General features: G+C 65.4%; 27 protein-coding genes. 12 read left to right on the forward strand and 15 right to left on the reverse strand.

The genetic code is table 11. The features are described 5' to 3' along the window. Positions 1 to 77: 77 nt before the first annotated feature. The 4 genes from CCR94_RS03910 to CCR94_RS03925 form a co-directional block, all read right to left on the reverse strand. Positions 78 to 1,226, reverse strand: coding sequence for an aminotransferase (locus CCR94_RS03910; RefSeq protein WP_104506563.1), 1,149 nt, complete (start codon positions 1,224 to 1,226; stop codon positions 78 to 80). Then, complete coding sequence (locus CCR94_RS03915) at positions 1,226 to 2,311, reverse strand: 5-(carboxyamino)imidazole ribonucleotide synthase (protein WP_104506564.1); 1,086 nt, start codon at positions 2,309 to 2,311, stop codon at positions 1,226 to 1,228. Before CCR94_RS03915 ends, CCR94_RS03910 begins: the two co-directional genes overlap by 1 nt. Before the next feature lie 15 nt (positions 2,312 to 2,326). Next, positions 2,327 to 2,785 (reverse strand): 5-(carboxyamino)imidazole ribonucleotide mutase, encoded by a 459-nt coding sequence (gene purE, locus CCR94_RS03920; protein WP_104506565.1) that lies wholly within the window; start codon positions 2,783 to 2,785, stop codon positions 2,327 to 2,329. 107 nt (positions 2,786 to 2,892) lie between these two features. Next, a complete protein-coding gene (locus CCR94_RS03925; protein WP_104506566.1) occupies positions 2,893 to 3,111 on the reverse strand; it encodes a YdcH family protein in 219 nt (72 codons plus the stop codon). Positions 3,112 to 3,316: 205 nt separating this feature from the next. Between CCR94_RS03925 and CCR94_RS03930 the strand changes: the two genes are divergently transcribed. From CCR94_RS03930 to CCR94_RS03940, 3 genes are all read left to right on the forward strand, one after another. Beyond that, positions 3,317 to 3,505, forward strand: coding sequence for a YdcH family protein (locus CCR94_RS03930; RefSeq protein WP_104506567.1), 189 nt, complete (start codon positions 3,317 to 3,319; stop codon positions 3,503 to 3,505). A gap of 716 nt (positions 3,506 to 4,221) precedes the next feature. Further along, positions 4,222 to 6,123 (forward strand): propionyl-CoA synthetase, encoded by a 1,902-nt coding sequence (locus CCR94_RS03935; protein ID WP_104506568.1) that lies wholly within the window; start codon positions 4,222 to 4,224, stop codon positions 6,121 to 6,123. A 170-nt stretch (positions 6,124 to 6,293) separates the two neighbouring features. Then, positions 6,294 to 6,848, forward strand: a complete 555-nt coding sequence (locus CCR94_RS03940) for a hypothetical protein (protein WP_104506569.1) — start codon at positions 6,294 to 6,296, stop codon at positions 6,846 to 6,848. Between the two features lie 63 nt (positions 6,849 to 6,911). Here CCR94_RS03940 and CCR94_RS03945 read toward each other — a convergent pair whose 3' ends face one another. Continuing rightward, a complete protein-coding gene (locus CCR94_RS03945) occupies positions 6,912 to 7,532 on the reverse strand; it encodes an SH3 domain-containing protein (protein WP_104506570.1) in 621 nt (206 codons plus the stop codon). 240 nt (positions 7,533 to 7,772) lie between these two features. Here CCR94_RS03945 and CCR94_RS03950 point away from each other — a divergent pair, with 240 nt between their 5' ends. The 3 genes from CCR94_RS03950 to CCR94_RS03960 all read left to right on the forward strand — a co-directional run bounded on the left by CCR94_RS03950 (position 7,773) and on the right by CCR94_RS03960 (position 10,226). After that, a complete protein-coding gene (locus tag CCR94_RS03950; protein WP_158254608.1) occupies positions 7,773 to 9,014 on the forward strand; it encodes a glycosyltransferase family 87 protein in 1,242 nt (413 codons plus the stop codon). A gap of 90 nt (positions 9,015 to 9,104) precedes the next feature. After that, complete coding sequence (locus tag CCR94_RS03955) at positions 9,105 to 9,641, forward strand: glycine cleavage system transcriptional repressor (protein ID WP_104506653.1); 537 nt, start codon at positions 9,105 to 9,107, stop codon at positions 9,639 to 9,641. A 123-nt stretch (positions 9,642 to 9,764) separates the two neighbouring features. Then, a complete protein-coding gene (locus CCR94_RS03960; protein WP_104506572.1) occupies positions 9,765 to 10,226 on the forward strand; it encodes a hypothetical protein in 462 nt (153 codons plus the stop codon). On the opposite strand, the gene CCR94_RS03965 is transcribed toward CCR94_RS03960, so the two are convergent. Then, positions 10,223 to 10,942, reverse strand: a complete 720-nt coding sequence (locus tag CCR94_RS03965) for an SIR2 family NAD-dependent protein deacylase (RefSeq protein WP_104506573.1) — start codon at positions 10,940 to 10,942, stop codon at positions 10,223 to 10,225. The genes CCR94_RS03960 and CCR94_RS03965 overlap by 4 nt on opposite strands. 377 nt (positions 10,943 to 11,319) lie before the next feature. Here CCR94_RS03965 and CCR94_RS03970 point away from each other — a divergent pair, with 377 nt between their 5' ends. Both CCR94_RS03970 and CCR94_RS03975 read left to right on the forward strand, forming a co-directional pair. Beyond that, entirely contained in the window at positions 11,320 to 13,734 is a 2,415-nt protein-coding gene (locus tag CCR94_RS03970; RefSeq protein WP_104506574.1) for a hypothetical protein, read from the forward strand. 191 nt (positions 13,735 to 13,925) lie between these two features. Beyond that, positions 13,926 to 14,405, forward strand: a complete 480-nt coding sequence (locus tag CCR94_RS03975; RefSeq protein WP_158254609.1) for a cache domain-containing protein — start codon at positions 13,926 to 13,928, stop codon at positions 14,403 to 14,405. A 147-nt stretch (positions 14,406 to 14,552) separates the two neighbouring features. On the opposite strand, the gene CCR94_RS03980 is transcribed toward CCR94_RS03975, so the two are convergent. Together CCR94_RS03980 and CCR94_RS03985 are read right to left on the reverse strand one after the other, a co-directional pair. Next, positions 14,553 to 16,133, reverse strand: a complete 1,581-nt coding sequence (locus CCR94_RS03980) for a CYTH and CHAD domain-containing protein (RefSeq protein WP_206605773.1) — start codon at positions 16,131 to 16,133, stop codon at positions 14,553 to 14,555. 66 nt (positions 16,134 to 16,199) lie between these two features. Then, positions 16,200 to 17,198, reverse strand: coding sequence for a WD40 repeat domain-containing protein (locus CCR94_RS03985; RefSeq protein WP_104506654.1), 999 nt, complete (start codon positions 17,196 to 17,198; stop codon positions 16,200 to 16,202). Positions 17,199 to 17,398: 200 nt separating this feature from the next. Between CCR94_RS03985 and CCR94_RS03990 the strand changes: the two genes are divergently transcribed. Next, on the forward strand, positions 17,399 to 18,817 hold the full coding sequence (locus CCR94_RS03990; protein WP_104506577.1) for a short-chain fatty acid transporter: 1,419 nt from the start codon (positions 17,399 to 17,401) through the stop codon (positions 18,815 to 18,817). On the opposite strand, the gene CCR94_RS03995 is transcribed toward CCR94_RS03990, so the two are convergent. The 3 genes from CCR94_RS03995 to CCR94_RS04005 all read right to left on the reverse strand — a co-directional run bounded on the left by CCR94_RS03995 (position 18,814) and on the right by CCR94_RS04005 (position 20,456). Then, positions 18,814 to 19,413: a DUF938 domain-containing protein gene (locus CCR94_RS03995; RefSeq protein WP_104506578.1), complete on the reverse strand. Its 600-nt coding sequence runs from the start codon at positions 19,411 to 19,413 to the stop codon at positions 18,814 to 18,816. The two genes, CCR94_RS03990 and CCR94_RS03995, sit on opposite strands and share 4 nt — an antisense overlap. Before the next feature lie 51 nt (positions 19,414 to 19,464). Then, positions 19,465 to 19,665 (reverse strand): hypothetical protein, encoded by a 201-nt coding sequence (locus tag CCR94_RS04000; protein WP_104506579.1) that lies wholly within the window; start codon positions 19,663 to 19,665, stop codon positions 19,465 to 19,467. A gap of 359 nt (positions 19,666 to 20,024) precedes the next feature. Further along, the gene (locus CCR94_RS04005) at positions 20,025 to 20,456 is read right to left on the reverse strand and encodes a hypothetical protein (RefSeq protein WP_104506580.1); all 432 of its coding nucleotides are present in this window, start codon (positions 20,454 to 20,456) and stop codon (positions 20,025 to 20,027) included. 198 nt (positions 20,457 to 20,654) lie between these two features. Here CCR94_RS04005 and CCR94_RS04010 point away from each other — a divergent pair, with 198 nt between their 5' ends. Further along, complete coding sequence (locus CCR94_RS04010) at positions 20,655 to 21,263, forward strand: transglutaminase-like cysteine peptidase (protein ID WP_104506581.1); 609 nt, start codon at positions 20,655 to 20,657, stop codon at positions 21,261 to 21,263. Here CCR94_RS04010 and CCR94_RS04015 read toward each other — a convergent pair whose 3' ends face one another. The 4 genes from CCR94_RS04015 to CCR94_RS04025 form a co-directional block, all read right to left on the reverse strand. Next, a complete protein-coding gene (locus CCR94_RS04015; protein ID WP_104506582.1) occupies positions 21,264 to 22,034 on the reverse strand; it encodes a metal ABC transporter ATP-binding protein in 771 nt (256 codons plus the stop codon). Further along, a complete protein-coding gene (locus CCR94_RS24940; protein ID WP_158254611.1) occupies positions 22,019 to 22,177 on the reverse strand; it encodes a hypothetical protein in 159 nt (52 codons plus the stop codon). The genes CCR94_RS04015 and CCR94_RS24940 overlap by 16 nt, the downstream gene beginning before the upstream one ends. Before the next feature lie 93 nt (positions 22,178 to 22,270). Then, the gene (locus tag CCR94_RS04020; protein ID WP_104506583.1) at positions 22,271 to 23,878 is read right to left on the reverse strand and encodes an OpgD/OpgG family glucan biosynthesis protein; all 1,608 of its coding nucleotides are present in this window, start codon (positions 23,876 to 23,878) and stop codon (positions 22,271 to 22,273) included. Positions 23,879 to 23,894: 16 nt separating this feature from the next. After that, positions 23,895 to 24,128 (reverse strand): hypothetical protein, encoded by a 234-nt coding sequence (locus CCR94_RS04025; RefSeq protein ID WP_104506584.1) that lies wholly within the window; start codon positions 24,126 to 24,128, stop codon positions 23,895 to 23,897. A gap of 159 nt (positions 24,129 to 24,287) precedes the next feature. Between CCR94_RS04025 and CCR94_RS04030 the strand changes: the two genes are divergently transcribed. Both CCR94_RS04030 and argJ read left to right on the forward strand, forming a co-directional pair. Further along, positions 24,288 to 25,121 (forward strand): peptidylprolyl isomerase, encoded by an 834-nt coding sequence (locus tag CCR94_RS04030; protein WP_104506655.1) that lies wholly within the window; start codon positions 24,288 to 24,290, stop codon positions 25,119 to 25,121. Positions 25,122 to 25,363: 242 nt separating this feature from the next. Beyond that, positions 25,364 to 26,611 (forward strand): bifunctional glutamate N-acetyltransferase/amino-acid acetyltransferase ArgJ, encoded by a 1,248-nt coding sequence (argJ, locus tag CCR94_RS04040; RefSeq protein WP_104506586.1) that lies wholly within the window; start codon positions 25,364 to 25,366, stop codon positions 26,609 to 26,611. Positions 26,612 to 26,748: the final 137 nt, after the last annotated feature.

A 26,748-nucleotide genomic window follows, 5' to 3' on the forward strand; every position in this document is an offset into this window, starting at 1 on the left:
CCGGGTTGGGTTCCCGGCTTCAGAAAAAAAGCCGCGCTTCAGCCATGGGCCGCGCCTTCGCGCATTCTCAAGCGACTTTAGACCCAGCGCGTCAGATGGTCCAAGGCGCGTTCGAGCGTGTCGCGCTGCTTGGCGAAACAGAAGCGGATGTGGCCGCGCAGGTCGCGGCGCGCGTAAAAAGCCGAGAGCGGAATGGCGGCGACGCCGGCTTGCGCCACCATGCGCCGGCAGAAGGCGAGATCGTCGCCCGCGCGGTCGAAGGCGGTGAAGTCGGCCACGGCGAAATAGGTCGCCTGCGCCGGGCGGACGACAAAACCAAGTTGGTTGAGGCCCTTGGTGAGGACATCGCGGCGGTCCCGCAGCGCCTGTTTCAGCCCGGCGAAATAGCTGTCCGGCAGGACCAGCCCCGCCGCGACCGCCGCCTGAAGGGCGGGCGGCGTCGTAAAGGTGACGAACTGGTGGGCGCGCGCGATCGGGCCGAGCAGTTTGGCGTCGGCCATGACGTAACCAACCTTCCAGCCGGTCACCGAAAACGTCTTGCCCGCCGAGCCGATCCGCGCGACGCGGTCGCGGACGTCCGCAAAGCCGAACAGGCTGGCGTGGCGCGCGTCGTCGAACACCAGATGTTCGTAAACCTCGTCGCAGATGGCGACGAGATCGTGCTCAAGCATGAGATCGGCGAGGAAACGCAGTTCGGTTTCGTCAAAAACCTTGCCGATCGGGTTCATCGGCGTGTTGACGACGAGCGCGCGGGTGCGCGGCGTGATCGCCGCCCGCACCTGCTCGAACGGCAGGCGCCAGTCCGGCGGCGCCAGTTTGACCGCAACCGGAACCGCGCCGCCGCGCCGGATGATCGGCGCGTAGGAATCATAGACCGGCTCGAACACGATGACCTCGTCGCCCGGCTCCAGCAAAGCGAGGAAGCAATCCGCCAGCGCCTCGGTGGCGCCCGACGTCACCATGACCTCGCGCTCCCAATCGGCGTCGAGGCCGAAAAAGCGGCGGGAATTGTCGGCGACCGCCTGGCGCAAAGCCGGCAGGCCCATCATCGGCGGATATTGATGCGGGCCGCCGCGCAGCGCCGCGACCGCCGCCTCGATCAGCTCCCGCGGCTCCAACCCTTCGGGAAACCCCTGTCCGAGATTGATGGCGCCGCTGTCGCGCGCGAGCGCGGACATGATTTCAAAAATCGAGGTTTCGACTTGGGAAAAGGTGGAGTTCGCCATCACGTCTTCAGAAAGGTGACATGGCCCATCTTGCGGCCGGGGCGCGCTTCGCTCTTGCCGTAGAGATGCAGGCAGGCGCCGGGCTGGCGCAGCAACTCGCGCCAGTTTTCGACGTCGTCGCCGATCAGGTTGCGCATCACCACCGGGCCGTGGGCGCGCGTCGAGCCGAGCGGGAAGCCGCAGACCGCGCGGATGTGCTGCTCGAATTGCGAGGTCACGGCGCCGTCGAGGGTCCAGTGGCCGGAATTGTGCACGCGCGGCGCGATCTCGTTGACCAGCAGTTTTTGCCCGTCCGGACCGTCCACGACGAACATTTCCACCGCGAGCACGCCGACATAGTCCAGCGCCTCGGCGATCCGCCGCGCCATGTCATGGGCGCGGTGACGCAGATCGTCGGAAATATTGGCGGGAACGGTGGTGGTGTCGAGAATATGGTTGTCGTGGAGGTTTTCGCCGACGTCCCAGGCCAGGAATTCGCCGTCGCTCCCGCGCGCCGCCACCACCGAGACCTCGGCGCTGAAGGGCACGAAACCTTCGAGAATGGAGGGCGTCCCGCCGAGCGACCGGAAGGCGACGGCGAGATCGGAGCCTTCCTTGAGCAGGGCCTGGCCCTTGCCGTCATAGCCGAACCGCCGCGTTTTCAGGATCGACGGCCGCCCGATGCGCGCCACGGCGCGGGCGAGCGCGCCGGGATCGTCCACTTGCGCATAGGGCGCGACCTCGATGCCCAATTTCGCGACGAAATCCTTTTCGACCAGTCGGTCCTGGGTCAGCGCCAGCACGCGCGGCGAGGGCCGCACCGGCTTGAGCTTTTGCAGGAATTCCGCCGTCGCGGCGGGAATGTTCTCGAATTCATAGGTCACGACATCGACGCTGTCGGCGAAACGCGCCAGCGCCTGCTGGTCGTCATAGGCCGCGAGGGTGGCGCGCGCGGCGACTTCGATCGCCGGTTCGTCCGCGCCGGGCGTAAAAATATGGCAGGACAAGCCGAGCCGCGCGGCGGCCAGCGCCAGCATGCGGCCGAGTTGGCCGCCGCCGACAATGCCGATCCGCGCGCCGGGCGCCAGCGCCCTGTCCGTGTTCATCTCGGCGCGCCCCTGTCAGTCATGCGGCCGCTCCGCCACCTTTTCGGTCTGGCGCGCGCGCCAGGCGTCGAGCCGTTTCGCCAGCGCGGGATCGTTCAGCGCCAGGATCGCGGCGGCGAGCAGGCCGGCGTTGATCGCCCCGGCCTTGCCGATCGCCAGCGCGCCCACGGGTACGCCCCCGGGCATCTGCACGATCGACAACAGCGAATCCTGCCCAGACAGCGCCTTGGATTCGACGGGAACGCCCAAAACCGGCAGCGGCGTCATGGCGGCGGTCATGCCCGGCAGATGCGCGGCGCCCCCCGCTCCGGCGATGATCACCTTGAAACCGGCGTCGCGCGCGCCCTTGGCGAAGGCGAACAACCGGTCCGGGGTGCGATGCGCGGAGACGATGCGGGCATCCGCGGAAATTCCTAACTCTTCGAGCGTTTCGGCGGCATGACGCATGGTCGCCCAATCGGACTGGCTGCCCATGATGATGGCGACGGGGCTGTTTGTGTTCGACACTGAAATCGGTTCCGAAAAAAGCGAAGCCGTGGTCCTATGGCGCCAAGCGCGGAAGTAAAAGCGAAATCTAAGGTTCAGGCGATAATATCGGGCGTCAGCGCATCTTCGAGGAAGGTGATGCGGTCGCGCAACACGAGCTTGCGTTTTTTCAGACGCTGCAATTGCAACCTGTCGTAGGCGCCAACGGCGGTCAGCGCGCCGATGGCGGCGTCGAGGTCGCGGTGCTCCTCGCGCAATCTCTCCAGTTCCGTAGCGAATTCGGCCCGTTCTTCGTCACTCATGTCTCTCGTCATCGGCCATTCCGCCGCCCGTTCCGCCGCGCCCGCCGCGCGGCGCGGATTATGTCCGCATGCGCGGTCAAGAGCAAGGCGAATGATGCGGCTGTTGCTGTCAAGTTCAAGCTCTCAATTTTTACTTAAGCTTGGCCGCTAATTAACGCTTGCGGTCGTTCACAGGCGTGTCACTATTCCGTCGTGAAAACTTCGATAGGAGTTGTGCATGTCCATGCAAGCCCATCTCGCCGAACTCGAGCGCCGTCATCAGGCGCTGCAACGAGAAATCGAGAAGGAAGAGGCTCTCCCCGGAACGGATGGAGTCAAATTGCACGAACTCAAGCGACGCAAACTGCAACTCAAGGACGAAATTACCAAGTTCAAGACCGAGAAAGTCGACGCCACGCTCCATTAAGGAGACTGCGCGACGCCTTGATCCCCGCCCTCGCGGCGGGGATTTTCTTTGCGGCGCGCGACGCCCGCCGCCCCGGCGGCTCGAATCGCGAATCGCCTCTCAAGCCAACCGCCTCTCAAGCGGCGGTTTCGGCTTGGATGCGGCGCTTCAGGCTGGCGAGCGACAGCGGCAAGAACGCATAAAGCGCCAGCGACCGCGAGCGGCACAGCCAGCAGCGCGAAATCGTAGTCGAGCACGAAGGGCGTCGCCAGCCAGCAGGCCTGCCACCGCCGTGACGGCCATTTGCATGTGCGCGTCGAGCGTCCGGCGCAGCAGCGCGATCAGGGCGGCGAGGCTGGCCAAGGGCCTGGGCGCCATAGGCGAACCAAAGCGGCGCATCCCACACCCGCAGCGCCGCGAACACGCTTTGCAGCTAGGCGCGCACAGGCGCGGGCGCGCCCGGCGTCGAACCTATCGGCGTCGCGGAGAAAGCGGATCGGACGGGCGAACACGGGCGGCTCCGGTTGGGGGCTGACCGCCGGCATGGCCCCGCCCGACCTGTTCTCGAATCCCACCGTTAACAATTCGCCCAAGGACAATTCTCCCAAGCACATCCGCCGAAGCCGCCGCGCCATTAGCCTAAGGTCGAGCGGCCGCATTCTGGACTTCTCTTGCGCGCCGTCGCACTTTCCGCGCGAAATGCTCAGAACACCGGCAATGCACGGAGAGGAAACCCCATGGCGAGCCAGTATCAAGACGTCTATCGTTCCTGGAAGGACAAGCCGTTCGAATTCTGGGGCGAGGCGGCCAAGCAGGTGGACTGGATCAAGCCGCCCAAAACCGTATTCGACCCCGAGGCCGGCGTCTACGGTCGCTGGTTCCCCGACGGCACGCTCAACACCTGCTACAATGCGGTCGACCGCCATGTGAAGAACGGCCGCGCCGAACAGGCCGCGCTGATCTATGACAGCCCGGTCACCGGCATCAAGCGCACCTACACCTATGCGGAATTGTTGGCGGAAGTGAACGCCGTCTCCGCCGTGCTCAAGGATTTCGGCGTCGGCAAGGGCGACCGCGTGCTCGCCTACATGCCGATGATCCCGGAAGCGGTGATCGGCGTTCTGGCCTGCGCCCGTCTGGGCGCCATACATTCCGTGGTGTTCGGCGGTTTTGCGGCAAAAGAGCTGGCGACCCGCATCAACGATTGCCATCCCAAGGTCATTCTCACGGCCTCCTGCGGCATCGAGCCCAATCGCACGGTAAAATACAAGCCGCTGCTCGACGAAGCGATCGAACTCGCCGCCGTCAAGCCGGAGAAGCTGCTGATCCTGCAAAGGCCGCAGGCGATCGCCGAGATGATCCCCGGCCGCGACTTCGACTGGGCGGATCTGGTGGTCGCCGCGGTCGCCGAGCGCCGCCATGTCGAGCCGGAGGAGATGAAGGCGACCGACCCGCTCTACATCCTCTATACTTCAGGCACGACCGGCATTCCCAAGGGCGTGGTGCGCGACAACGGCGGCCATGCCGTCGCGCTGATGTGGACCATGAAGAACCTGTACGGCATCGAACCGGGCGAGGTATTTTGGGCGGCGTCCGACGTCGGCTGGGTGGTCGGCCATTCCTACATCCTCTACGGCCAGTTGCTCTATGGCGCGACCACGGTGGTCTATGAGGGCAAGCCGATCGGCACGCCCGACGCCGGCGCGTTCTGGCGCATGGTCGAGGAATACAAGATTTCCGCCTTGTTCACCGCGCCCACGGCCTTCCGCGCCGTGCGCAAGGAAGACCCCAACGCCGAGCTTCTGAAGAAATACGATGTGTCGTCGATGCGCACCCTGTTCCTGGCCGGCGAGCGCGCCGACCCCGATACGGTGGCCTGGGCCGAGAAGATCCTGGGCGTGCCGGTGATCGACCATTGGTGGCAGACCGAAACCGGCTGGGCCATCGCCGGCAATCCCGTGGGTCTCGGCGCCCTGCCGGTCAAGCACGGCTCGCCGACCGTGGCCATGCCCGGCTATGACATCCAGATCGTCGACGAAGCCGCCCATCCGGTGCCCCCCGGCAAGATGGGCTCGATCGTGATCAAGCTGCCGCTGCCTCCCGGCAATCTGCCGACGCTGTGGCAGCAGGACGTCAGGATGAAGGAAAGCTACCTCACCGACTTCCCCGGCTTCTACAAGACGGCGGACGCCGGCTTCATCGACGAGGACGGCTACGTCTACATCATGGGCCGCACCGACGACATCATCAATGTCGCGGGACATCGCCTCTCCACCGGCGGCATGGAGGAAGTGCTGGCCTCGCACCCCGACGTTGCGGAATGCGCGGTGATCGGCGTCAAGGATCAGTTGAAGGGCGAGCAGCCCTGCGGCTTCATCGTGCTGAAATCCGGCGTGGACCGTTCGCCGATCGAGATCGAGCGGGAAATCGTCAAGCTGGTGCGCGACAAGATCGGCCCGGTCGCGGCGTTCAAGATCGCCATCACCGTGAACCGCCTGCCCAAGACACGCTCGGGCAAGATCCTGCGCGGCACGATGAAGAAGATCGCCGACCACGACCCCTGGACCATGCCGGCCACCATCGACGATCCCGCGATCATCGACGAGATCATGGCGGCGCTCGACCACAAGGGGGTCTGACGATAAGGCGGCGCGCGACAATCGCGCGCCGCGCCTTGAATGTCGCGAGAACAGGCGGCGACAGCGCCAAGGGTCTGTTCCAGAATTAAAGAGACTCTCGAAGATTCAACAGATTCTTGAAGATTATATGCTCAGCTCCGGCCCGGTGAATTGAAACGCCGGAGGTCCACGTGCAATTTCTGAAATTGCTGTTTTCCTTTGCGCCGTGGCTGTCTTTTCTCATCATCGCCCGCGGCAGCCTCGAACGCCTCGAACTCGGCCTTGGCGTCGCGCTGGCCCTGAGCGTGACGATGGGCCTGCTGCGGCTGCACCGCGGCATCATCCTGTGGGTGGGGCTGGCGTTCTTTTCCCTGGCTCTCGTGCTCGTCATGGCGTTCCACAACATGTGGACCGTTCAGCACATGGGCGTTCTCGCCAATGGCGCGCTCGCCGCCGGCGCCTGGGTCGGGATTGTCCGAAAGAGCCCGTTCACGCTGGATTACGCCAAGGATCACACGCCGCGCGAAGCCTGGACTTCAGCGCCGTTCCTGCGCGCCAACATGATCATCTCGACCGCCTGGGCCATGGCGTTCACCGCCAGCGCCGCGCTGGCGTGGATGAAGATGGAGCGGCTTTACGTCTCCGACCTCGCCTATGAAGGCTGTTCCTACGCCATCCTCATCGCGACCGCCCTGTTTACGCAGCTCTATCCGGCCTGGCTGAAACGGCGGGCCACGACCGGATAGGCGCGTGGCGATCCCGACAGGGGCGGCGCGACTCGCCCGCCCCCTCTGATTCAGGTCTGGAGTTCAGCGTTGAAGGCCCCTGTGCCCGCCGCCCGCGCCATGGAAGCCGCCGCCATGGAAGCCGGCGCCGGGAGCCGCGCTGACAGGCGCCACCCGCAACCCGCCGCCATGGAAACCGCCGCCGCCGTGGAACCCGCCGAAATGGCGCCCATGCCCGCGCCAGCCACCACCGTAATAGCCGCCGCCATAGAAGCCCAGGCCGACGCCCGGCCCCCCGTCATAGTCATCATAGGCGTAGCCGGGGCTGGGTTCGTTGTCATAGCCATAGCCGCCGTTGTAAGATCCATAGCTGTTATTCTCGTCGCGATCATAGCGAGAGCCGACGCTGACCGAGCCGCCGGGCGGCAGCACGGCGATGGAAACGCCGGGCGCGCCGCCAAAGGCGAACAGCGTGCGGGACAGGAAGCCCGTTGCGCCGCTGGCGCTGACGCGGCACCAGGAGCGCACGCAGCCGCCGACATCGACAGCCGCTCCGGCCAGGATGATTCCGACGATCGGGTTTTCGACGCCCGGACCGCTGCGCAGGTTGGCGTTGGTCGTAATCACGGCCGGGCGGGCCAGGACGCTCGCGCTCGATACAGCCAGCAGCGCGCCGGCCAATACAGTGGCGTATTTCAATCGCATCGCATCGTCTCCAGGGACGTAAAAGGGGAGCTTCGCTTCGGGGCGCCAATCGGTTGGCGCACAAAGGGCGCAAAGCTCGCATGTGACCCTCGGTTGCAATGAGAACGCGCCGAATATGCGATGGTTCCGGGCATGACGCCGCGCATGCGCGCGCCCGTTCGGCCCGAGAGGAGGGACGGACCCATTGCGCGATTCTTAACCGCCATGCGGCGACAATGGGCCTTCCCTTGGGAGAAGACCTTGTCCTCGTCTGAAAATTTCATTGCGGCGCCCGCGCCGAAAGCTTGGCGCGCCGCGCTGCGCTCGGGCGACTTTCTCACGCCGACGCGCTGCCGCGCCTATGCGCTGATCCTGATCGTCTTCGGCGCCGCCCTGATCGCCGCGCTGCTGGCGATGGCGCACGGGAATGTCAGTTTCGACGGCCAGCCGTTGGGAAGCGATTTCAGCCAGGTCTATGTCGCCGGCCTCTCGGTCCACGACGGCGCGCCGGCGCTGGCCTATGACAACGCCGCCCATGCCGCGCATCAAAAGGCCGTGTTCGGGCCGGCGACGCCGTTCTACTCCTGGAGCTACCCGCCAGTTTTCCTCATCGTGGCGGCGTTGCTGGCGTTCTTGCCCTATCTCGGCGCGCTCGCGCTGTGGCAGGGCCTGGGCCTCGCGGCCTATCTCGCCCTGCTGCGCAACATCATGCCGTGGCGACGGGCCGCACTGTATGGCCTCGCCTTTCCCGCCGTCGCCATCAGCCTCATGCACGGACAGAACGGGCTGATCACGGCGGCGCTGATGGGCGCGGGCGCGGTGCTGGCGCCGGCGCGTCCCGTCCTGGCCGGCGTCTGCTTCGGCCTCGTCGCCTACAAGCCGCAATTCGGCCTGCTCATCCCGCTGGCGCTGCTCGCCTCGAACAATTGGCGCGCGCTGCTGGCGGCGGGCGCGACCGTCCTCGCCGAATGCGGCGCCGCCACCGCGCTGTTTGGCGTGGACATCTGGCGCGACTTCCTGGGGTCGCTCGGCTTTTCGCGCGTCGTGTTGATTGAGCAGGGCGGCGCGGGATGGGAGAAGATGCAGAGCGTCTTCGCCGCTGTCAGGGCGCTGGGCGGCTCCGTGCCGCTGGCCTATGCGGGCCAGGGGGCGGCCGCGCTCGCCTGCGCCGCCATCGTGGTCTGGCTGTACGCGCGCCGCGCCGACTTCCGGCTGGCCGGGGCCGCGCTGCTGACGGGCGCGCTGCTCTCGACGCCCTATTGCATGGATTACGACATGGTTCTTATCGCGCCGGCGCTGGCGCTGCTCGCCTGCGTCATCCTGGAGCGCGGGGCGCTGCCTTACGAGAAATCCATCATGGCCCTGGCCTTCGCCGCGCCGCTGCTGGCGCGGCCGCTTGGCTCCGTCGCGCCGATTCCGCTGGGCGTGCTCGCCATGGCGGCGCTGATGGCGGCGATTGCCCGGCGCGGACTGGCGGAGGCAAGGTCGAACCGCCCAAGCTGAGCGCCGACTTTTCGGCGACCCGGATCGGACGAAAGCGAACTTTCGGCGCCGGCCGGGTTGGCGTATGCTCTGACGCAACAGGAGCGCGCCATGCATATTCATCTCGTTCTGACCGTCATCGGCCGCGACCGGCCGGGTCTGGTCAATGCGATGTCCGAAACCATAGCGGCGGGAGGCGGCAATTGGCTGGACACACGCATGTCCAGGCTTTCCGGGCAGTTCGCCGGCATGGTGCTGGTCTCCGTCGCGGCGGACAAGGCGGACGCGCTGGTCGCTTCGCTGGGCAAGCTGGAAGCGCAAGGGCTGCGCTTCGTCATCGAGCGGGCCGACGCCCAGGCCCCCGCCGCCGGCCGCGCCATTCAGCTCGAACTGATCGGCCTCGACCGGCCCGGCATCGTTCGCGACATCTCGCACGTCCTCGCCACGCAAAACGTCAACTTCACCGAACTCGAAAGCGAACTGGTGAGCGGAGCGTTTTCCGGCGAGGCCATGTTCAAGGCCAAGGCGCGGCTGACTCTGCCCGACGGCCTCCCCATCGACGACCTGCGCCAGTCGCTCGAAGCGCTCGCCAACGAGTTGATGGTCGATCTCACGCTGGACGGGGTCGCGGAGCTTGCGCCCTGCTGAGGCGACCAACCGCATTACTGTTCATTAACCATAACCTGCAAGTCTTCCTCAAGCATAACGAACGTTAAGCCTTTGCTTAGCGCGGCCGGCTAACGTCCTTCCATCGTTCAGGAAGGAGTGACCATGACCTCCGGCACGCTTATCGCACTCGACCTCGCGCCGCAGATCTGCGCGGCCATCACCCGCCGCGGCCAAATCCTGCCCGATGACGTGGGCATTCTGTCGTATCTGCCCAAATCGGACAGCCGCTTGAGCGAAAGTGAAGTCGATGCGCTGGGCGCGCTGGCCCGCGCCCGTCTGCCCGCCTGCCCGGATTGGGGCAGGTTCTTCGCGGAAAATGTCGGCGCCTGGTATCTCGACGCCTTCGCCAGCCGCGCGCCAGATCGCGCGCAGGCGCAATGGCTGATCGATTACCTCGGCGGCGAGGGCGCCGAACTCACCACCGCGCAGTTTCGCCTGCTGATGCAGGTGATGGAAAACCTGGAAAGCTGCCCGGACGAGTTGCTGTCCTTCGCCAGGGCCTGTCTGGTGCGCGCCATGGGCGCCGAAATCGAATCGCGGCGCGGACAGGTCGGGAAAGCTTAGGATTCCGCCAGAATCCGCGCCACCAGGGCATCGAGGCGCGGCGCGATCTCCGCCGCGCGGCCATGCAGCACATGGTCGAAATATTTTTCGGGAATGGCGGGTTCCGAATCGAGATTGGACAGCACCGTGACCGCCCGGCTGTGCCGCGCTATGCCGGCGATGGGCAGCACATTGCCGGACGTGCCGACGATCACCAGCAAATCCTCGTGGCTGAGCGAATCCAGCCGCTCCCATAATTTCTGGTACAGCGGCGCCCGTTCGTTGAAGAACACCACATCCGGCTTGACCTCATGCACGCCGCCGCACTCCGGACAGCGGTGCTCCGCCGGATCGAACGCCCGATAGCCCCAGTCCCATTGCGTCTCGCAGCCGAGGCAGCGCAGGTCCGTCAGGCGGCCGTGGACGTGGATCACATCGTGGGCGCCGGCGCGCTCGAACAGATCGTCGACATTCTGGGTGATGAGTTCGGCGCCATATTTGCGCTGCCAGTCCGCCGCCATTTTATGCGCGGCATTGGGTCTGACTTCAGCCAGCTCCATGCGGCGCTGCGAATAGAATTCATGCACCAGTTCGAAATTCTCTTCCCAGACATCGAAATTGCAGACCACGTCCGGATCGTAACGCGCCCAGAGGCTCTGTCCGCCCGAGGACCTGAACGTGTCCAGCCCGGAATCGGCGGAGATGCCGCTTCCGGTCAAAAGAATGAATTGTCGCATACCCGAGCGTTTCCAGTCACCGAACGGGGATTTTAACCTCCTCAATGCGTAAGCGCCATGACAACGCTTGGCGAGCGCAGCTTATTTCTTCGTGGTGGAAAACTCCCGGCTGTGGAAGGACGGCGTCAGCGACCTGTTGGGTTCGCCCCGGGCGGTGGCCAGGGTGTTTTCATCGCCGCATTCTGGTTGAGCTGATCCAGCGCGCCATTGTGGCCCACCACCGCGAACAGCACTATGCAGTTGCGCCGGGCTGGGCGTTCGCGCGTCATTCTGGATTGAACTTTGCAACCCAAAGGTAAGCTATTGCCGGAACGAGAGCTTTGGCGCACACTCGCCCGCATTGGATTGTGGCGTCGCATTGATTTCAGGAGGCGCTCATGCTGCCGCGAATTTGGCGAAAATTGGTGTTGTTCGGCCGTCTCCTCGCCGCCTGCCGGTTCTCCCTGATTTCGGCCCTTGTCGGGCTGGCCCTGCTCGGCGGCGTCGTTCAGGCGCAGAACCTGTTCGCAGATCTCGCCTTCTCCAGCCCCTTGGCGCAGTTCGGCCATTGGGTTCTGTTCCTGCTGGCTTTGTTCTTCGTCTGGGCCTTCCCGGTCCATTACGGCGCCCGGCGCATCCTTGAGGAGCCGCATTGGCTCGTTCCCGTTCAAATCCGGCGAACCCTGCCGCCCGACGAACTGGCCGCGCTTGAAACAACTCTGCGCGACGAGTTCGACTGGGCGATCCGCTGGACCCCGCGCGCGCTCGGCCTCGTTCCCTTCGCCGCCGTCGCCCTGGGCCTTTATTTCTGCGACGCCGCCATGGATTCCGCGCGCGACCTCGACGAGGTCAAGCGCGCTCATGACCAGATCGTTCTCATCGGCGCCGGCGACGCGCTCGCCGCCATCCTCTTCGTCGCCCTCGTCATCTGGCGGCGCGACCTGCTGGCCTGGCTCGGACATCGGGCCAACCTGCGCGCCGCGGGCGGCGCGCAGCGCGTCAAGACAGAGCTCACCCTGTTCGCGCGCGCCTCGATGGTCGTCACGGCGCTGTATTTCGTGGCCGCCTATCTGCGGCCGCACGAATTGGCGGCGCTGTTCGATCGCGCGCTGCTGATCCCCTTCCTGCTGGGATCGCTGGTGCTGGCGCTGAGCCTGCTGGCGCGGCTCGGACACGAGGCCGGCTGGCCGGTGCTGGCTCCCATCGTCGTGATCGCCGCGCTGGTCACGGGAACCAACACGCATCTGAACGACGTTCGCCTGTTGCCCCAGCGGCCCACGGACCAACTCGCCGGCCGCCAGATCGAGCTCGCCGCGGCGGTCGAGAAATGGCGCCGCGCCAACGGCTGCCAGGATGACACAGGCAAATGCCCGGCCGCGCTCATTATCGCCGCCGAGGGCGGGGCTAGCCGCGCCGCCTTCATGGCCGCGACGCTCGCGGGCGAAATCATCGATCGCAGCGAACCCAATGGCGCGCCGGGCCGCAAGATTTTCGCGCTGTCGGGCGTCTCCGGCGGCGCCTATGGCGCGGTGGCGATCCGCGCGGCTCTGGCCGACGCGGCCGAGCGCGCCGCCGCCGCCCCGCCCTGCGCGCGCGGCGACCGCACCTGGTTCGGAGCCGAGGGAGCCGGAGCCAAGACAGCGCCGGATGTGCGGGTCTCCTGGCGCTCGTGCCTGCAAACGCTGGTGTCGGGCGACTATCTGTCGAGCGGCTTCATTGGTCTGGGCTTCCGCGACGGTTTCGCGCCGGCCAACCCGTTCGGCTCGGGATCGCTGATCCTCGACCGCGCCGCCCTGCTGGAGCAAAGCTGGGAGCGCCATTATAATTACGTCACCGACCTCACCAGGACGCCGCACAATTGCGGGACGCGGCCGGGCAAGGGCCTGTGCCGCCCGTTCGGTTATGCCGGGACCGGCGAGGGCTGGCTGCCACTGCTGCTGCTCAACGGCACGTCGGTCTCGACCGGCCGCCGCATCATCGCTTCGGACCTGATCTCGACCTACGCCAGCCCGGACGGCGCGCCCGGACGCATCGCCTTTTTTTCGCAGGCTTACGACCTGTTCGAACTGATGTCGCGCCCCTGCCCGACCGACGGCGGTTCCTGTCCGGCCGCCGCGCATGACGCCACCGATCTGCCCGCCGTGCGCGACGCGCCCGACCTGCGCCTGTCCACGGCGGCTCTGCTCAGCGCCCGCTTCCCGATCATTTCGCCGCCCGGCGTGATCCGCGACGACGCCGACGCCAGCTATGGCGACCGCGTGGTCGATGGCGGCTATTTCGAAAACTCCGGCCTCACCTCGGCGCTCGACCTCGCGGAGGCGCTGAGCAAACTGCACGTCAAACCCGCCCTGATATGGGTGCAAAACGATCCCAACATCGACCGCGCGCTCAAGAAAACGCCGCCGCGCGCCGCGGCCACGCCACAATATGGCCCGCTGGACGAAAGTCTGGCCGTGGAGGTCGCCGGCATGGTGGCGGCGCCGCTGAATACGGTGCTGGCCACGCGGGGCGGCCATGGCGAGGAGGCGGCCGATCTCGCCTTGCGTGAACTCGCGCGTCTGAACGGACAGGCGGCGCCCGGCTTTTTCAAGATCCTGATGAACGAGAAGGCGAACATTGGTCCCGACCCGCGCGGCGACGCGCTGTTTGCCGCGCAATGCGCCGGCCTCGCCGGCAAGAAGCCCGCGATGAGCAAGGTGTCGATGAGCTGGTGGCTGTCGGCCTCGGTCCAGGCGGAACTCGACGCGCAATTCTGCGACAGCGCCAACCGCCGGTCGATCAACGATATCATGACGCTGGCGACAAGGCCGTAGTCCCGCGCGCGAACGGCGCGCTCCTCCTTTGGTGGGAGCCTGGCCCTATTTCGCAAGACGCGCCTGTGATGTAGCTTCTGGCGCAAGCTGCCGGGACACGCCGAAATCACGGGACGAAGGCGGCGCGAATGCCGCCGCGAGCGCCGTCGCCAGACGCGAGGGTCGAGATTCGCCATCAAGGGGGAAATGACATGGTACGCAAGATCATCATCGCCGCAACCGGCGCGGTCCTCGCGCTTTCGTCAGCGGCTTTCGCCCAGCAAGCCGGGCGATTGGCCGATGGAGCCGAAGCCAGGGCCATGCTCGAGAATGTGGTTATCGAGGTGAAGGTCAACAGGGAGCAGGCCTTCGAGATGTTCAACGCGGGCGGCGGCCGGTTCCTGAACGGCGACATCTATGTGTTTTGCACCAATGCCGGCAACGGGAAATTCGTCGCCATGGGCAACGGCAACGCGAAAGACTTGCTCGGCCAGGACGTGCGGACGCTGAAGGACGCGACGGGCAAGGCCTATGGCCAGGAAATTTTCGCGGCGGGACAGAAGCCGGAAGGCGAGATCACCGAGGTCAGCTATCTGTTCGCCAAGCCAAGCGACCCCAAGCCCGCCGCCAAGACGAGCTTCGTGACCCGGGTGGACGAGGATTTCGCCTGCGGAGTCGGCTATTACAAGTAGATCGCCCGCCAAAATCGCGTGGCGTCGCGACCGCTTGCGGCGCGGCGCGCGCGACACCGCTCGTCCTTCATGACGACGAGCGGTGTCGTCAACGACTCACCGCCCATCCCCTCGCCAGGGTGACGAGCGAAACGCCAGATTTGCTCCCTACCGCCAGAACGGCCTGGCCCGCTTGAAACTCCGCCACGCCTTGGCGAGGCGTTCGTCGGCGTTGAGCGCCTCGCGCGCGTACCAGCCTAAGACCACGCCGGCGGCGCGAGTCGCGCTTTCCCCATGCGACTGCGTGAGAAAATGTTCGGCGGTGGCGACATCGTTGTGCGCGCCGAGCAGTGTCTGCAGTTGTGCGGTCGCGCGGATGTAATCCGCGGCGTCGTCCACGTCGAAGGCGCCGGAAAAAAATTCGGCGGCATAGCGCAAATTCTTCAGCGCGATGCGGCATTCGTGGCGCTGCGCGTCGGGCAGGCTCGTCAGCTTGCGCCCCTTCTTGAGCGCGCGCTTGTGCAGCCGCTCCAGGGATTCGGCCGCGAACAGGCCGACCTTTTCGGTGAGGCCGCCGAGGTTTTCGGCGGTGAGCGCATTGCGCCAGCCGCGCCGCGCGACAAAGACGCCGAGATCGAGCGCGAACAGCGTGGGTTCGGCGCTTTCGATCAGGCCGCGCGCCTGCGCGTAAGCGTCGCGACGCCGCTCTTCCAGCGCGTCGAACAGAGGGGCGAAGCCGCCGCCATCGGGAAAATGCCGCAGCGGTCCGTTTTCGACGAGATCGCGCAGCGCGTCGCAATCGCGCGCGGGCCCGAAGGCGCAAGCCAAATCCTTGGCGCGGGCGCGAAACCGTTCGAAATCGACGCAGGGAATGACGCGCTTGAACATGGCCAGCGCGGCGCGCAGCCGGCGCAGCGCGACGCGCATCTGGTGAATCGATTCGGGATCGTCGCTTTCGCGCAGGCTCGCCCAATTGGCGAGAAAATGATCGCGCGTCGAAAGAATGATCTGGCCGATGGCGGCGTCGAGGTTGAGATCGCCCGGCAGCGTCGCGATCTTCGCCTTGACCGGCGTCGGCGCGGTATTCAACGCCAGATGGCTGGCGCGCTCGGCCTTGCTGACCGCGTCCAGCCGCAGCGGCAGGACATTGGCGAGCCGGCCGGCGAAGGCATAGAAATCCGCCTCCGGGCCGCTCTTGAGTTCGAGTTCCAACTCGCGCAGGGGAAGGGTGAGGTCGCCGGCGACGATCTCGCCATGATCGAACGCCGCCTCGATCGAAGCCGCGGCTGCAACAATCATCCGCGTCGTGCGATGGATCCGCGTTTCGTATTTGGCCTGGAGCGGTTTTTCGCCGACCAGCGCGCGCAGGGTGTCCCCAGCCTCGCCGTCGAACAGCGAGATATCCGGCGCGATGGTGCGCACGGAATGCTCGATTTCGCCGCGCGAGAACAGGTTTTCCCCCTCGCTCCATTTCAGCGTCATCACCGGCAGGCCCCGGCCGGAGCGGCGCACCCGCAGGGCGGTTTTTCGCCGCAGCAAATCCCAGTCGGGCGTGTCGTAATAGACCGACACCAGCTTCTTCGCCGGACTCTTCTGGCCCTCGCAGCGCAGCAGGGCCGAGTCGAGCGCGGCGGCGAAACCCGCCTCGTCCAGGGTGAATTTCAGTTCGATTTCCCTGTCGGCGGGCAAGGGCTCAGTGTTCGCGGCTGCCGCCTCGCCGGCGGTCGGTTCGGGAAGAGTGTCGGTCACGCTCATTACTGTCGCAAGGGAACTTTCGCGCATACTAGCCGAACTTTTCGGGAAAGCGTGGATTTTTTATCCCTTCGGGAAATCCAGCACGCCGGCGGCGCCGCCGCGCGTTCCGAACGCGAGACGGCCGCCCTTGGAATCGAAGGCCAGCGCCGATATGGCGTCGCGCGCGCCCTCCTCCACGCGCCGCGCCAGAATTTCCGCCGCATCGACCAGTCGCACCAGCACAATCCAGCCATCGTCATAGCCGATGGCGACGACGAGAGCGCCGGGATGAAAGGCGACGGCCGTCACCAGCACGTCGGAGCGCACGCCGCATTCGCGCGGCGCCTTGCCCATCGGCCCGTCCTTGCCGGCGAACGGCCAGACGATGCAGCCCTCCGCGCCCGAGGTCGCCAGCCAGGCGCCGTCATGCGACCAGCACAAGCTGCGGCTCTTGGCGGGATAGCCGGTCATGCGCATGTCGTTCTTGTCGGAGAGGCGCCAGCCGTGCAGCGCGCTTTCCTGCATGGAGGTGACGACGAAACGCGCATCCGGCGCGACGGTGACGTCGAGATGCGACCCCTTCCAGTTCAGCGCCTCGACGCCGCCCTGGACATTGGGAAACCACAGCGAGGCGCCGCCATAATGAGCGACGGCGAGGCGATAGCCTTTGGGGAAAAAGGCGAGGCCCCGCGCCGAGGACGGCGCCGTGAAGGTCTTCACCTCGCCCTTGGCGTCGCGGGCGCGCACCGTCTTGCCGCACGACCAGGCCAGCGCGCCGTCGCGCGCGGCGAGCGCGTCGATCCAGCCTTTTTCCTGCGCCAGCGCCTCCACCTTGCCCGTCGCGTCCACGGCGAAAACCTTGCCGTCGTCGCCGCCGGTGTAAACGCGTCCGCCGTCGCTGGCGGCGGTCAGGATGGCGCCGTCGTCATGGAGCTTCAGCCGCGTTTCCGCGCCGATTTCCGCCAGAACCACTTCCCCGTTCGCCAGCACGAGAACCGGCAGGCGCCCGAGGAAAAAGGCGCCGACGACTTCGGCTTGCGCCGCGATGAGGGTGACGTGTTCGGTCAGGGAAGTGATCATGATCGGTCCGCGGCAAATCGCCCCCGGCGGGGCGGCGCCCATTTGAAACGGCCTTTTGCGCGGTTTGGCAAGGGCGCGCCGCTCTTAAAATCCACCGAACGGCCTTGACCAAACCCGAACTCACCTTTGTAATCTGGCCGTGGTAGCGCTTTTCCTCGCGTCGCGCCCCCGCGGCCGAAGCGCATTTTTCAGGAGCCAAAATGACCGACGCCGCTCCCCCGAATCCGACGACCGAGGCGCGACTGGGCGGGCTGGAGCGCTTGGCCCATGGCTTTACCCTCTGGGCGGAAAAATGGTTTCCCGACGCCTTCGTCTTCGTCGTGCTGACGCTTTTGGCGGTGGTTGCGGCCGATCTCGCCATGGGCGCGGCGCCGCTGGCCATCGCCAATGAATTCGGCGCCGGTTTTTGGACGCTGATTCCCTTCACCATGCAAATGTCCATGGTGGTGATCGCGGGCTATGTCGTCGCGGCCTCGCCGCCCTGCGCCCGGCTGATCGACCGCCTGACGCGCGTTCCCCGCACCGGGGCGCAAGCCGTGGCCTGGGTCGCCTTGATCTCGATGCTGTCGTCCTTCTTCAACTGGGCGCTCAGCCTCGTGCTGGGCGGGCTGCTGGCGCGCGCCTTGTCGCGGCGCGCCGATTTGAAAATGGATTACCGCGCCGGCGGCGCCGCCGCCTATCTCGGCCTCGGCGCCACCTGGGCGCTGGGCCTGTCGTCCTCCTCGGCCATGTTGCAGGCGAACGCCACATCCATGCCGAAATCCATTTCCGACATTACCGGCGTGATTCCGCTCAGCCAGACGATTTTCCTGCCGCAATCCATGCTGATGGCGGCGATTCTGCTCACGAGCGCCGTGCTGGTCGCCTATTTCTCCGCGCCGCGCGGCGACAGGGTGAAAACCGCCGGCGATCTCGGCTGCGACGTCTCGGCGGAATCCGCCGTCGCGGAAGTTCAGACCCGTCCGGGCGACTGGTTCGAGTTCAGCCCGGTCCTGCCGATCCTGATCGTGATTCTCGCGGCGGGCTTCGTCTGGAGCGAGTTTTCCAGCAAGGGGCCGCTCAACGCCATCTCCAACCTCAACACCTACAATTTCATCTTCCTGATGATCGGCCTGCTGCTGCATCGGACCATCCGCAGCTTTTTACGCGCGGTGGGGAAGGCTGTGCCCGCTTGCTCCGGCGTGCTGATCCAATTCCCCTTCTATGGCGCCATCGCCGGGTTGCTGACCCATGTCAACGGGGCGAGCGGGCATTCCATTTCGCATTACATCTCAAACCTGTTCGTCTCGATCGCCACCACCGACACGTTCCCGGTGGTGATCGGAATCTATTCGGCGATCCTTGGCTTCCTGGTGCCCTCGGGCGGCGGCAAATGGATCATCGAGGCGCCCTATGTGATGCAGGCGGCCAAGGATCTGCACGCCCATATGGGCTGGGCGGTCGAGGTCTATAACGCCGCCGAGGCGCTGCCCAATCTGATCAACCCGTTCTGGATGCTGCCGCTGCTCGGCGTGCTCGGCCTCAAGGCCAAGGACATCGTCGGCTTCTGCTTCACCCAACTCTTGTTCAGCGCGCCGCTGGTGATGCTGCTGCTGTGGGGGCTGGCCAAGACGCTTTAAACCCGCCGGAACATCACGCTGAGATTGTTGGCCGGCATCTCGACAATGTCGGGCGGGCCGAAGCCATGGTCCTCCGCGACGGCGGCCACCGCCTCAAGGTCGCGCACGCCAAAGGCCGGATTTTGCGCGCGCAGCCAGGCGTCGAAGGCGATGTTGCTCGGCGCGGTATGCACGCCCGCGCGCTTGTAGGCCCCATAGAGATAGAGCGGCGCGCCAACGGGCAGAATCTTTTCCGCGCCCGCGAACAGGCCCAGCGTCGCCGCCCACGGCGAGATGTGGATCATGTTGATGCACACCAGCGCATCGGCGTGAGCGATGGGCCAGTCGGGCGCGGCGGCGTCGAGCGCCAGCGGCGGCGCGACATTTTTGAGATTTTCCGAGGCGATCCACGCGGCGATGCTGGCGCGAGCGTTGGCGTCGGGATCGGAGGGCTGGAAGGTAAGCGCCGCAAGATTTGCAGCAAAATGAACGACATGTTGGCCCGCGCCGCTGGCGATTTCCAGCACCAGCCCCTCGGGCGGCAGAACATCGCGCAGCCGCGCGAGAATGGCGTCGCGGTTGCGGGCGGCGGCGGGCGCGGTCTGGCGGTGGTCCATGGCGCCGATTATCGCCGATCGCCGATGAAAGACAATCGCCAGCTCCCGCCATTACGCGGCGAGCGGGTCGCTTTCATCCGACTCGCGAATGACGCGAGGCGCGAGCAGCCTGATCTCCGTCATGGCGCTTTTGATGCGCGCCATGGCGCGCATGGCGTGTTCGGTCTTGAGGTCGGACAGGGCGATTTCAGCCAAGGCGAACGACAGATCGATCAGGACCGTTTCGGCAGAGGTGGAGTGGGAGACCGGCATTAAGCACTCCTTGGCGGCGAATCAGGGGCAAGCGTTTATGAATCAATGGTTAACAAATCCGTGAGTCACAGCCAAATGTTTTACAACCATAGGTTGATAAAATTCCTGCCTCGCACAAGGTTCGCGCCGATTTGTCCGCGCTGTAGCCCCTTCGGTGAACGCCCGTTCACCGAAGACGGTTCGCGTTTTTTGCTTTTACGCATCGTTTGCCAAGGATTTTCATCCGAAAATCGGGGAAACCCTCCGCAAATCCCGCTTAGAGCGTGTTCGGCGAACTCCCGTTCACCGAACGTGCTTTCGCTCTTTGGTTTTGCGCATATTCTTTTCCGAAAACCGCGCACACTTTTCGGGAATATGCGCTAGCGCAGCGAAATCACCATCCCACTCAGGTCAAGATTGGCGATCAGGCCGATTTGCCGGCCCTGAAGTTCGAGGACGGCCCCCTTTTCGTTGGTCAGCACGATCACCCGCGCGCCCACGCCAACCGCCGCGCCCGCCCCGCCGGCGCCATAGACGCCCGCGACATCCGAGGGGCGGCTGATGTGCGTGACCCGGCCGTGAAACTCGGTCTTGGACAGGCCGAACACGAGGCCCGCGTCAATGCCGCCGACCGACAGCGGATAGCGCCGGCCATGAAACACCAGCGCGCCCGATCCGCCATTCGCGCCCAGGATCCAGCCGCCCTTGACGATGGTCAGGCGAATGCCGCCGCTGTCGGCGAAAGCGGGGACTGAAACACCGACGCCAATCGCAACGACCAGAGCGCACCAAAATCGACGCCAAATGTTCATGCCAAAACTCCTTCTCGATCGTATCGACGCACCATAGGGCAAAAAAGATGGGAAGCCGACCCCGCATCGATTGATTCACCAAGCCGCGCGCGCCGGTCCGGTTGCATAAAATTCAAATGTTTTTTTTGCGCCGCCCGCAAGGGGGCGCCGATCATTCTGGATCCGGAAGCAGAAGTCCCCCTGGCGCCGGAGCCGAACATGTCCGTCCTGTCACGTCTTGTCTGCGCGGCGATGCTGCTGGTCGGCGGCGGCGACGCCGTGATGGCCGCCAGCCTGCCGACGCGGACGAGCGCGGCCATGATTTCCGGCGAAACCTCCATTCCCTATGGCTGGGTGGATTTTTGCGGACGCCAGCCGCGCGAATGCGACCAGGCGGCGCTGCCAGCGCGCGACGTCAAGCTGACGGAAGCGGCGTGGAAGGCGCTCGACCGCGTCAATCGGGTCGTCAACGCGGCAATCGAGCCGGTGTCCAATTTCGATCATTGGGGCACGATGCTCGACCATTGGGACTATCCCACTGACGGCAAGGGCGATTGCAAGATTTTCGCGCTCGCCAAGCGCAAGCAACTCATCGACGCCGGCTTTCCGCGTCAGGCGTTGCTCATGACCATTGTCAGGGACGAGGAAGGCCTGGGTCACGCCATCCTGACGGTCGCCACCGACCGGGGCGATTTCATCCTCGACAATCTCACCGACGAGATCCGGCCCTGGACCCGCACGGGCTACCGCTTCGTCAAACGTCAATCCCAGCAAGACCCGAACATCTGGGTCGCCATCGCCTCGCCCGATCAGGTTTCCGCGCGCTGATCAACCGGCCCGGACGCAGGCCGACGCCCGCTCATCGAAAGCCTCGATCATTTTTCGCGCCCGCGCCAGATTTTCCGGCGACAACGCTTCCTCCGTCGGCCCCCAAAAAATCTTCTCGCGCGCCAGCAGCAGGGTTTCGGGGAAGCGCGCGCGCACCATGTCGAAATCGTGCAGAACGGCGACGATAGTGCGGCCCTCGCCGCGCCAGCGGGCGATGAGGCCGAGCAGATCGTCCACGGTGCGCTCGTCTATGGCCGAGAACGGCTCGTCGAGCAGGATGACGGCCGCGTCCTGCAACATCAGCCGCGCAAACAGCAGGCGCTGCGCCTGCCCGCCCGACAGCGCGCCGATCTGGCGGCGCTCGAAGCCGTTGAGGCCCACGCTCGCCAGCGCCTCGCGCACCTTTTGCAAGTCCAGTTTGCTCAACCCGCCGAACAGGCCGATGTCGCGCCACAGGCCCATGGCGGCCATGTCGAACACGTCGATGGGAAAGCTCAGGTCGATCTGCGCCGCCTGCGGCAGATAGGCGATTTTTTCGCGTTTTCCGTGTTTTTCGCGCGCGCCGCCGAAATCGACGGCGCCGCCCATCGGGTTGACGATCCCGACAATGGACTTGATCAGCGTCGATTTGCCCGCGCCATTGGGGCCGCATATGGCGAGCAGCGCGCCGGGCGCGATTTCGCCGTCGAGGTGATGCACGGCGGGATGGCGGTCATAGCCGAGCGTGAGATCGCGCAAGGCGATCGTCGGCGGGGTCAGCTCAAGGCCCAAAACACGCCTCCCCACAGCAGAGCCACCGCGACCAGCGCAAGCCCGACCCGCCGCGCGGCGGACAGGCGCAGCAGCGAAAACCCCGCCTCGCGGGACGGAGCGGGCAAATGAACATGCGCGTGCTTGTGTGAGTCCGAAGCCATGACGCCGCTCTCCTTCTCCCCTGGCGGGAGAAGGTGGCGCGAAGCGCCGGATGAGGGGTTCGTCCCTCGCAACCGCCGCCCCCTTCCCCCCTCTTACGTCCCCGGCTGGAACGGATGATACTGGAACATCCAGGTTTCCGAAAGCGCGCGGTCGCCGAGCTTCAGGAAGGCGCGCAACTCCACGGGATCGTTGCCCTCGACATTGGCGAGATCGAACTGTACGCGCCAATGGCCGGGCACGTCGTCGGGCACCGCCTCCATCATGCGGTACTCGCCAAACGTGCCGCGCGAGGCGGAGACGTCCAGCTCCGGCATCACGCCCTTGGGCAGATCGACCAGCGGCCCGCCCAGGAACTCAAGCAGGAATTTGCGCACGCCCGGCGGGCGCGGCTGGCCGGGCTGGCCGCCCCGGCCGAGGCGGGTCGCAACGACCCGCGCGAGATCGGCGGGGAAAAACGGCTCGTCGGCCTGCCAATGCAGCCGATAGGAGAAATTGAATTCCGAACCGGCCACGGCCGGCGCGTCCGGCACCCACATCGCCACGATATTGTCGTGAATCTCGTCGTCGGTCGAAAGCTCGACCAGATGAATGGCGCCCTTGCCCCATTCCCCCTTGGGCTCGACCCACAGGCTGGGGCGCTTCTCGTAATTCACGCCGTCGATGTAATGGTCGAACACGCGGTCGCGTTGCAGCAGGCCAAACCCCTTGGGGCTGGTGTCGGAAAAGGCCGAGGCCATCACATGCGGCGGATTGTTGAGCGGGCGCCAGAGACGACCGCCCCAGCCGGTCCACATGGCGAGACCGTCGGAATCATGCACCTCGGGGCGCCAGTCGATCATGGTCTGCTTGGCGGTCTCCGAGAACCAGTACATCGAGGTGAGCGGCGCAATCCCAAACCGCACGACATTGCCGCGCAGGAAAAAGGACTGGTCGATGTCCATCACCACGCCGTCACCGCGCGTCATGACGAATTTCACCGCGCCGACAATCTTCGGACCTTCGAGCAGGGCGTAAATGGTGGCGGCGTCGCCCTGCTGCGGGCCGATCCAGATTTTGGTGAAATCCGGGAATTCCTCGTTGCGGTCGGCGACCGCCGTGTCCAGCGCCACGCCCCGCGCGGACAGGCCGTATTGGTGCAGGGCGCCGATGGCGCGGAAATAGGACGCGCCGAGAAAGGCGACCCAGTCATTGGTATGCCAGTCGTATTTGGTTCCGTCCTTGGGCTCCTGGAAGCGGAAGCCGGCGAAGCCGACGCCCTTCGGCAAGGCCTTGGCCGGCGAATCGGCGGGCATGTCGAAATAGGACTGGTCGTAGAGAATCTCGCGCGCCTTGCCGTTTTCCACGACATGGAGCGCCACCGCCTTCTTGAAGAAGCGGCCGAGATGGAAAAATGTGACCGGAAACCGGTTCGGCCCGGTGGCGTTGAGCGCGAAATCGTTGTTGAAGCGGATCTTGCCCCAGGCCTCATAGTCGATCTTGTCGAGAATGTCCGGCGCCGGCGCGCCCGGCCCGACATAGGCCTCGCCCGCCATTTTTTTCGCCTGCGCTTGCAACGCCTCGAAGGAAAACGGCTTGTCCGGGCCAAGCTTCAAGCCGGGCGTGGCGGCGATGGCGGCGCCTCCGCCCATGCCGGCCATGCCGGCGGCCGCGGATAAAGCAAAACTCTTGCAGAAAGCCCTGCGGTCGAAACTGTTTGTCATGGGGAGGCCCGGAAGGTCAGTGACGGAAAGGCTCGTGGTCGACGGCCTTGCGCATGAAGTAATAGAGACCGACGAAGCCGATCACGATGAACACGACTTCCATCACGCGACCGATGGTGGCGCCGAGTTGGAACAGGCCGCTGAGCGCCCAGCCCGCCGCCCAGGAGGCGCCGACCAGTTCGGTTCCGACCAGGATCGCCAGGGCGATCAGGGTCCCGGCGTTGGTCCAGTCAATTCTTTTCTCGGGCATTTCTTTCCTCGCGACGCTATCGCGCTCCGCCTGCTTGTCTCTCGTCTAAACCATGGCAAGGCGCCGCGCAATCGCCCGATTAGCCTGCGAGAACTTGTGAAGGCGCGCGATTTCGGGCAGAAGGTCGACGCCCTGTTCATTCCCGGAGCTTGCACCCCCATGGCTTTTCCCCCCGCCCTCGCCGCGTTGCGCCGCGTCGCTTTCGCCCTTCCGCTCTCCGCCTCACTGCTCGCCCTCGCGCTGAATCCTGCCGCCGCCAAGGTTTTGGCGACCGTCAACGGCGCCGAGATCACCGACGAGGACATCGCCGCCGCCAGCACGGACGTCGGCAACGCCCTGCCCAAGCAGATGGACGAAGCGGCCCGACAGAAGGCGCTGCTCGACTATCTCATCGACATCACGCTGGTGAACCAGAAGGCCGTGGCCGAAAAAATCGACCAGACCCCGGATTTCGCCAAGAAGCTCGCCTATTTCCGTCAAAAACTGGTGATGGAGACCTATCTCGGCAAGATCACCAAGGACGGCGTGACGCCCGCCGCCGAAAAGCAGGTCTATGACGACGCCGCCAAGGCGCAGAAGCCGGAGGACGAGGTCCACGCCCTGCACATTCTCGTGCCGACCGAGGACGAGGCCAAGAAGGTCGAGGAGCGGCTCAAGAAGGGCGAGGATTTCGGCAAGCTCGCCGACGAACTGTCGAAGGATCCCGGCTCCAAGGGCGGCGATCTCGGCTGGTTCACCAAGGACCGGATGGTGCCGGAATTCGCCGAGGTCGCCTTCAAGGGCGAACCCGGCAAGGTCTCCGACCCCGTGAAAACCCAGTTCGGCTGGCATGTGATCAAGGTTCTGGAGAAGCGCCAGAAGGCTTTCCCGCCCTTCGACCAGGTCAAGGAGCAGGTCGAGCATTTCGTGCAGCAGAAGGTGCAGAGCGAAGCCATCATTAAGCTGCGCGACGCCGCCAAGATCACCCGCACGGACGAACCCGAGAAGAAGTGATTTTAACAAAGCCCCGCTTCGGCGGGGCTTTTTTTTGGCTGGCGCCGCAACCACCCACCGTCCGGTCGCACGCTAGAGCGCGATGCGTTTCCACGGAAACGCATCACACTCTAGACTCTTTGTTTTCGCATGATCTTTTCCAAAAACCGGTGTCCACTTTTTGGGATCATGCGCTAAAAACTTGACGCGGCGGCGCCGCCGACGCAAACGAAGACGCCTTCAGAAAGCACGAGGACCGATCCATGGCCGCGCCCGCCCCGCTCTCCCCCCTTGCGCCGAAAATTTACGCCGAACTGCCGCCGATCGACGGCGTCCGCCTCGCCGCCGGCGCCGCCGGCATCCGCTACCAGGGCCGCGCCGACGTGGTTCTGGCGGTGTTCGACACGCCCGCCAATGTGGCCGGCGTGTTCACCACCTCCAAATGCCCGTCCGCGCCCGTGGACTGGTGCCGCGACAATCTTGGCGAGGGCAAGGCCCGCGCGCTGGTGGTCAATTCCGGCAACGCCAACGCCTTCACCGGCAAGCTCGGCCAGGAAGCGACCGAACTGACCGCCAAACTGGCGGCGAAAGCCGTCGGCGCCGAGGAGAGCGAAATCTTCCTCGCCTCCACCGGCGTGATCGGCGAACCGCTGGACGCGACCAAATTCGAGGGCGTGCTGGAGCGCCTCGCCGCCGACGCCCGCGCCGACGCCTGGCTCGACGCCGCCCGCGCCATCATGACCACCGACACCTTTCCAAAAGTCGCCACCGCCAAGGCGGTGATCGGCGATGTCGAAGTCACGATCAACGGCATCGCCAAGGGCGCTGGCATGATCGCGCCGGATATGGCGACCATGCTGGCTTACGTCTTCACCGACGCCGCCATTTCCTCCGAAGCCCTGCAAAAGCTGCTGTCGAAGGGGGTCAAGAACTCGTTCAATTCGGTGACGGTGGACAGCGACACCTCCACCTCCGACACGCTGATGCTGTTCGCCACCGGCGCGGCGCAAACGCGCGGCCAGAAAAAGATCAAGAAGGCCGGCGGCAAGGATTTGGCCGATTTCGCCGAAAAACTCGACGCCCTGCTGATCGATCTGGCGCGGCAGGTGGCCCGCGACGGCGAGGGCGCGCGGCATTTCGTCGAGGTGCAGGTGACCGGCGCCGACAGCGACAAGGCGGCCAAGCGGGTCGCCTTCTCCATCGCCAATTCGCCGCTGGTCAAGACGGCGGTGGCCGGCGAGGACGCCAATTGGGGCCGCGTGGTCGCCGCAGTGGGCAAGGCCGGCGAAAAGGCCGAGCGCGACCGCCTGTCGATCTGGTTCAACGGCATCCGCGTCGCCCATGACGGCTTGCGCGACCCCGATTACGACGAAGCCGCCGTTTCGGCGGCGATGAAACAGGACACCATCGTGATTCGCGTCGATCTCGACATCGGCAAGGGCGAGGCCATTGTCTGGACCTGCGACCTGACCAAGGAATACGTCGCGATCAACGGCGATTATCGTTCATAGGGCGTCGTTCTCGACGCCCGTCCTGCTGTTCCTGGCGCGTCGTGTTCGACGCCCGTTTCATCGAGCATAGGGCGTCGCTTTAGACGCCCGTTCCGCCGTTCCTGGAGCGTCGTCTTCGGCGCCCGTTTATCGGACAA

This window comes from Rhodoblastus sphagnicola (assembly GCF_002937075.1).
Classification (GTDB): Bacteria; Pseudomonadota; Alphaproteobacteria; order Rhizobiales; family Beijerinckiaceae; genus Rhodoblastus; species Rhodoblastus sphagnicola.

Bases quoted from the DNA above. Each gene is read 5' to 3' on its own strand.
- CCR94_RS03910 (WP_104506563.1), bottom strand. From the start codon at position 1,226: ATGGCGAACTCCACCTTTTCCCAAGTCGAAACCTCGATTTTTGAAATC.
- CCR94_RS03915 (WP_104506564.1), bottom strand. From the start codon at position 2,311: ATGAACACGGACAGGGCGCTGGCGCCCGGCGCGCGGATCGGCATTGTC.
- purE (WP_104506565.1), bottom strand. From the start codon at position 2,785: ATGGGCAGCCAGTCCGATTGGGCGACCATGCGTCATGCCGCCGAAACG.
- CCR94_RS03925 (WP_104506566.1), bottom strand. From the start codon at position 3,111: ATGACGAGAGACATGAGTGACGAAGAACGGGCCGAATTCGCTACGGAA.
- CCR94_RS03930 (WP_104506567.1), top strand. From the start codon at position 3,317: ATGTCCATGCAAGCCCATCTCGCCGAACTCGAGCGCCGTCATCAGGCG.
- CCR94_RS03935 (WP_104506568.1), top strand. From the start codon at position 4,222: ATGGCGAGCCAGTATCAAGACGTCTATCGTTCCTGGAAGGACAAGCCG.
- CCR94_RS03945 (WP_104506570.1), bottom strand. From the start codon at position 7,532: ATGCGATTGAAATACGCCACTGTATTGGCCGGCGCGCTGCTGGCTGTA.
- CCR94_RS03955 (WP_104506653.1), top strand. From the start codon at position 9,105: ATGCATATTCATCTCGTTCTGACCGTCATCGGCCGCGACCGGCCGGGT.
- CCR94_RS03960 (WP_104506572.1), top strand. From the start codon at position 9,765: ATGACCTCCGGCACGCTTATCGCACTCGACCTCGCGCCGCAGATCTGC.
- CCR94_RS03965 (WP_104506573.1), bottom strand. From the start codon at position 10,942: ATGCGACAATTCATTCTTTTGACCGGAAGCGGCATCTCCGCCGATTCC.
- CCR94_RS03970 (WP_104506574.1), top strand. From the start codon at position 11,320: ATGCTGCCGCGAATTTGGCGAAAATTGGTGTTGTTCGGCCGTCTCCTC.
- CCR94_RS03975 (WP_158254609.1), top strand. From the start codon at position 13,926: ATGGTACGCAAGATCATCATCGCCGCAACCGGCGCGGTCCTCGCGCTT.
- CCR94_RS03985 (WP_104506654.1), bottom strand. From the start codon at position 17,198: ATGATCACTTCCCTGACCGAACACGTCACCCTCATCGCGGCGCAAGCC.
- CCR94_RS03990 (WP_104506577.1), top strand. From the start codon at position 17,399: ATGACCGACGCCGCTCCCCCGAATCCGACGACCGAGGCGCGACTGGGC.
- CCR94_RS03995 (WP_104506578.1), bottom strand. From the start codon at position 19,413: ATGGACCACCGCCAGACCGCGCCCGCCGCCGCCCGCAACCGCGACGCC.
- CCR94_RS04000 (WP_104506579.1), bottom strand. From the start codon at position 19,665: ATGCCGGTCTCCCACTCCACCTCTGCCGAAACGGTCCTGATCGATCTG.
- CCR94_RS04005 (WP_104506580.1), bottom strand. From the start codon at position 20,456: ATGAACATTTGGCGTCGATTTTGGTGCGCTCTGGTCGTTGCGATTGGC.
- CCR94_RS04010 (WP_104506581.1), top strand. From the start codon at position 20,655: ATGTCCGTCCTGTCACGTCTTGTCTGCGCGGCGATGCTGCTGGTCGGC.
- CCR94_RS24940 (WP_158254611.1), bottom strand. From the start codon at position 22,177: ATGGCTTCGGACTCACACAAGCACGCGCATGTTCATTTGCCCGCTCCG.
- CCR94_RS04020 (WP_104506583.1), bottom strand. From the start codon at position 23,878: ATGACAAACAGTTTCGACCGCAGGGCTTTCTGCAAGAGTTTTGCTTTA.
- CCR94_RS04025 (WP_104506584.1), bottom strand. From the start codon at position 24,128: ATGCCCGAGAAAAGAATTGACTGGACCAACGCCGGGACCCTGATCGCC.
- CCR94_RS04030 (WP_104506655.1), top strand. From the start codon at position 24,288: ATGGCTTTTCCCCCCGCCCTCGCCGCGTTGCGCCGCGTCGCTTTCGCC.
- argJ (WP_104506586.1), top strand. From the start codon at position 25,364: ATGGCCGCGCCCGCCCCGCTCTCCCCCCTTGCGCCGAAAATTTACGCC.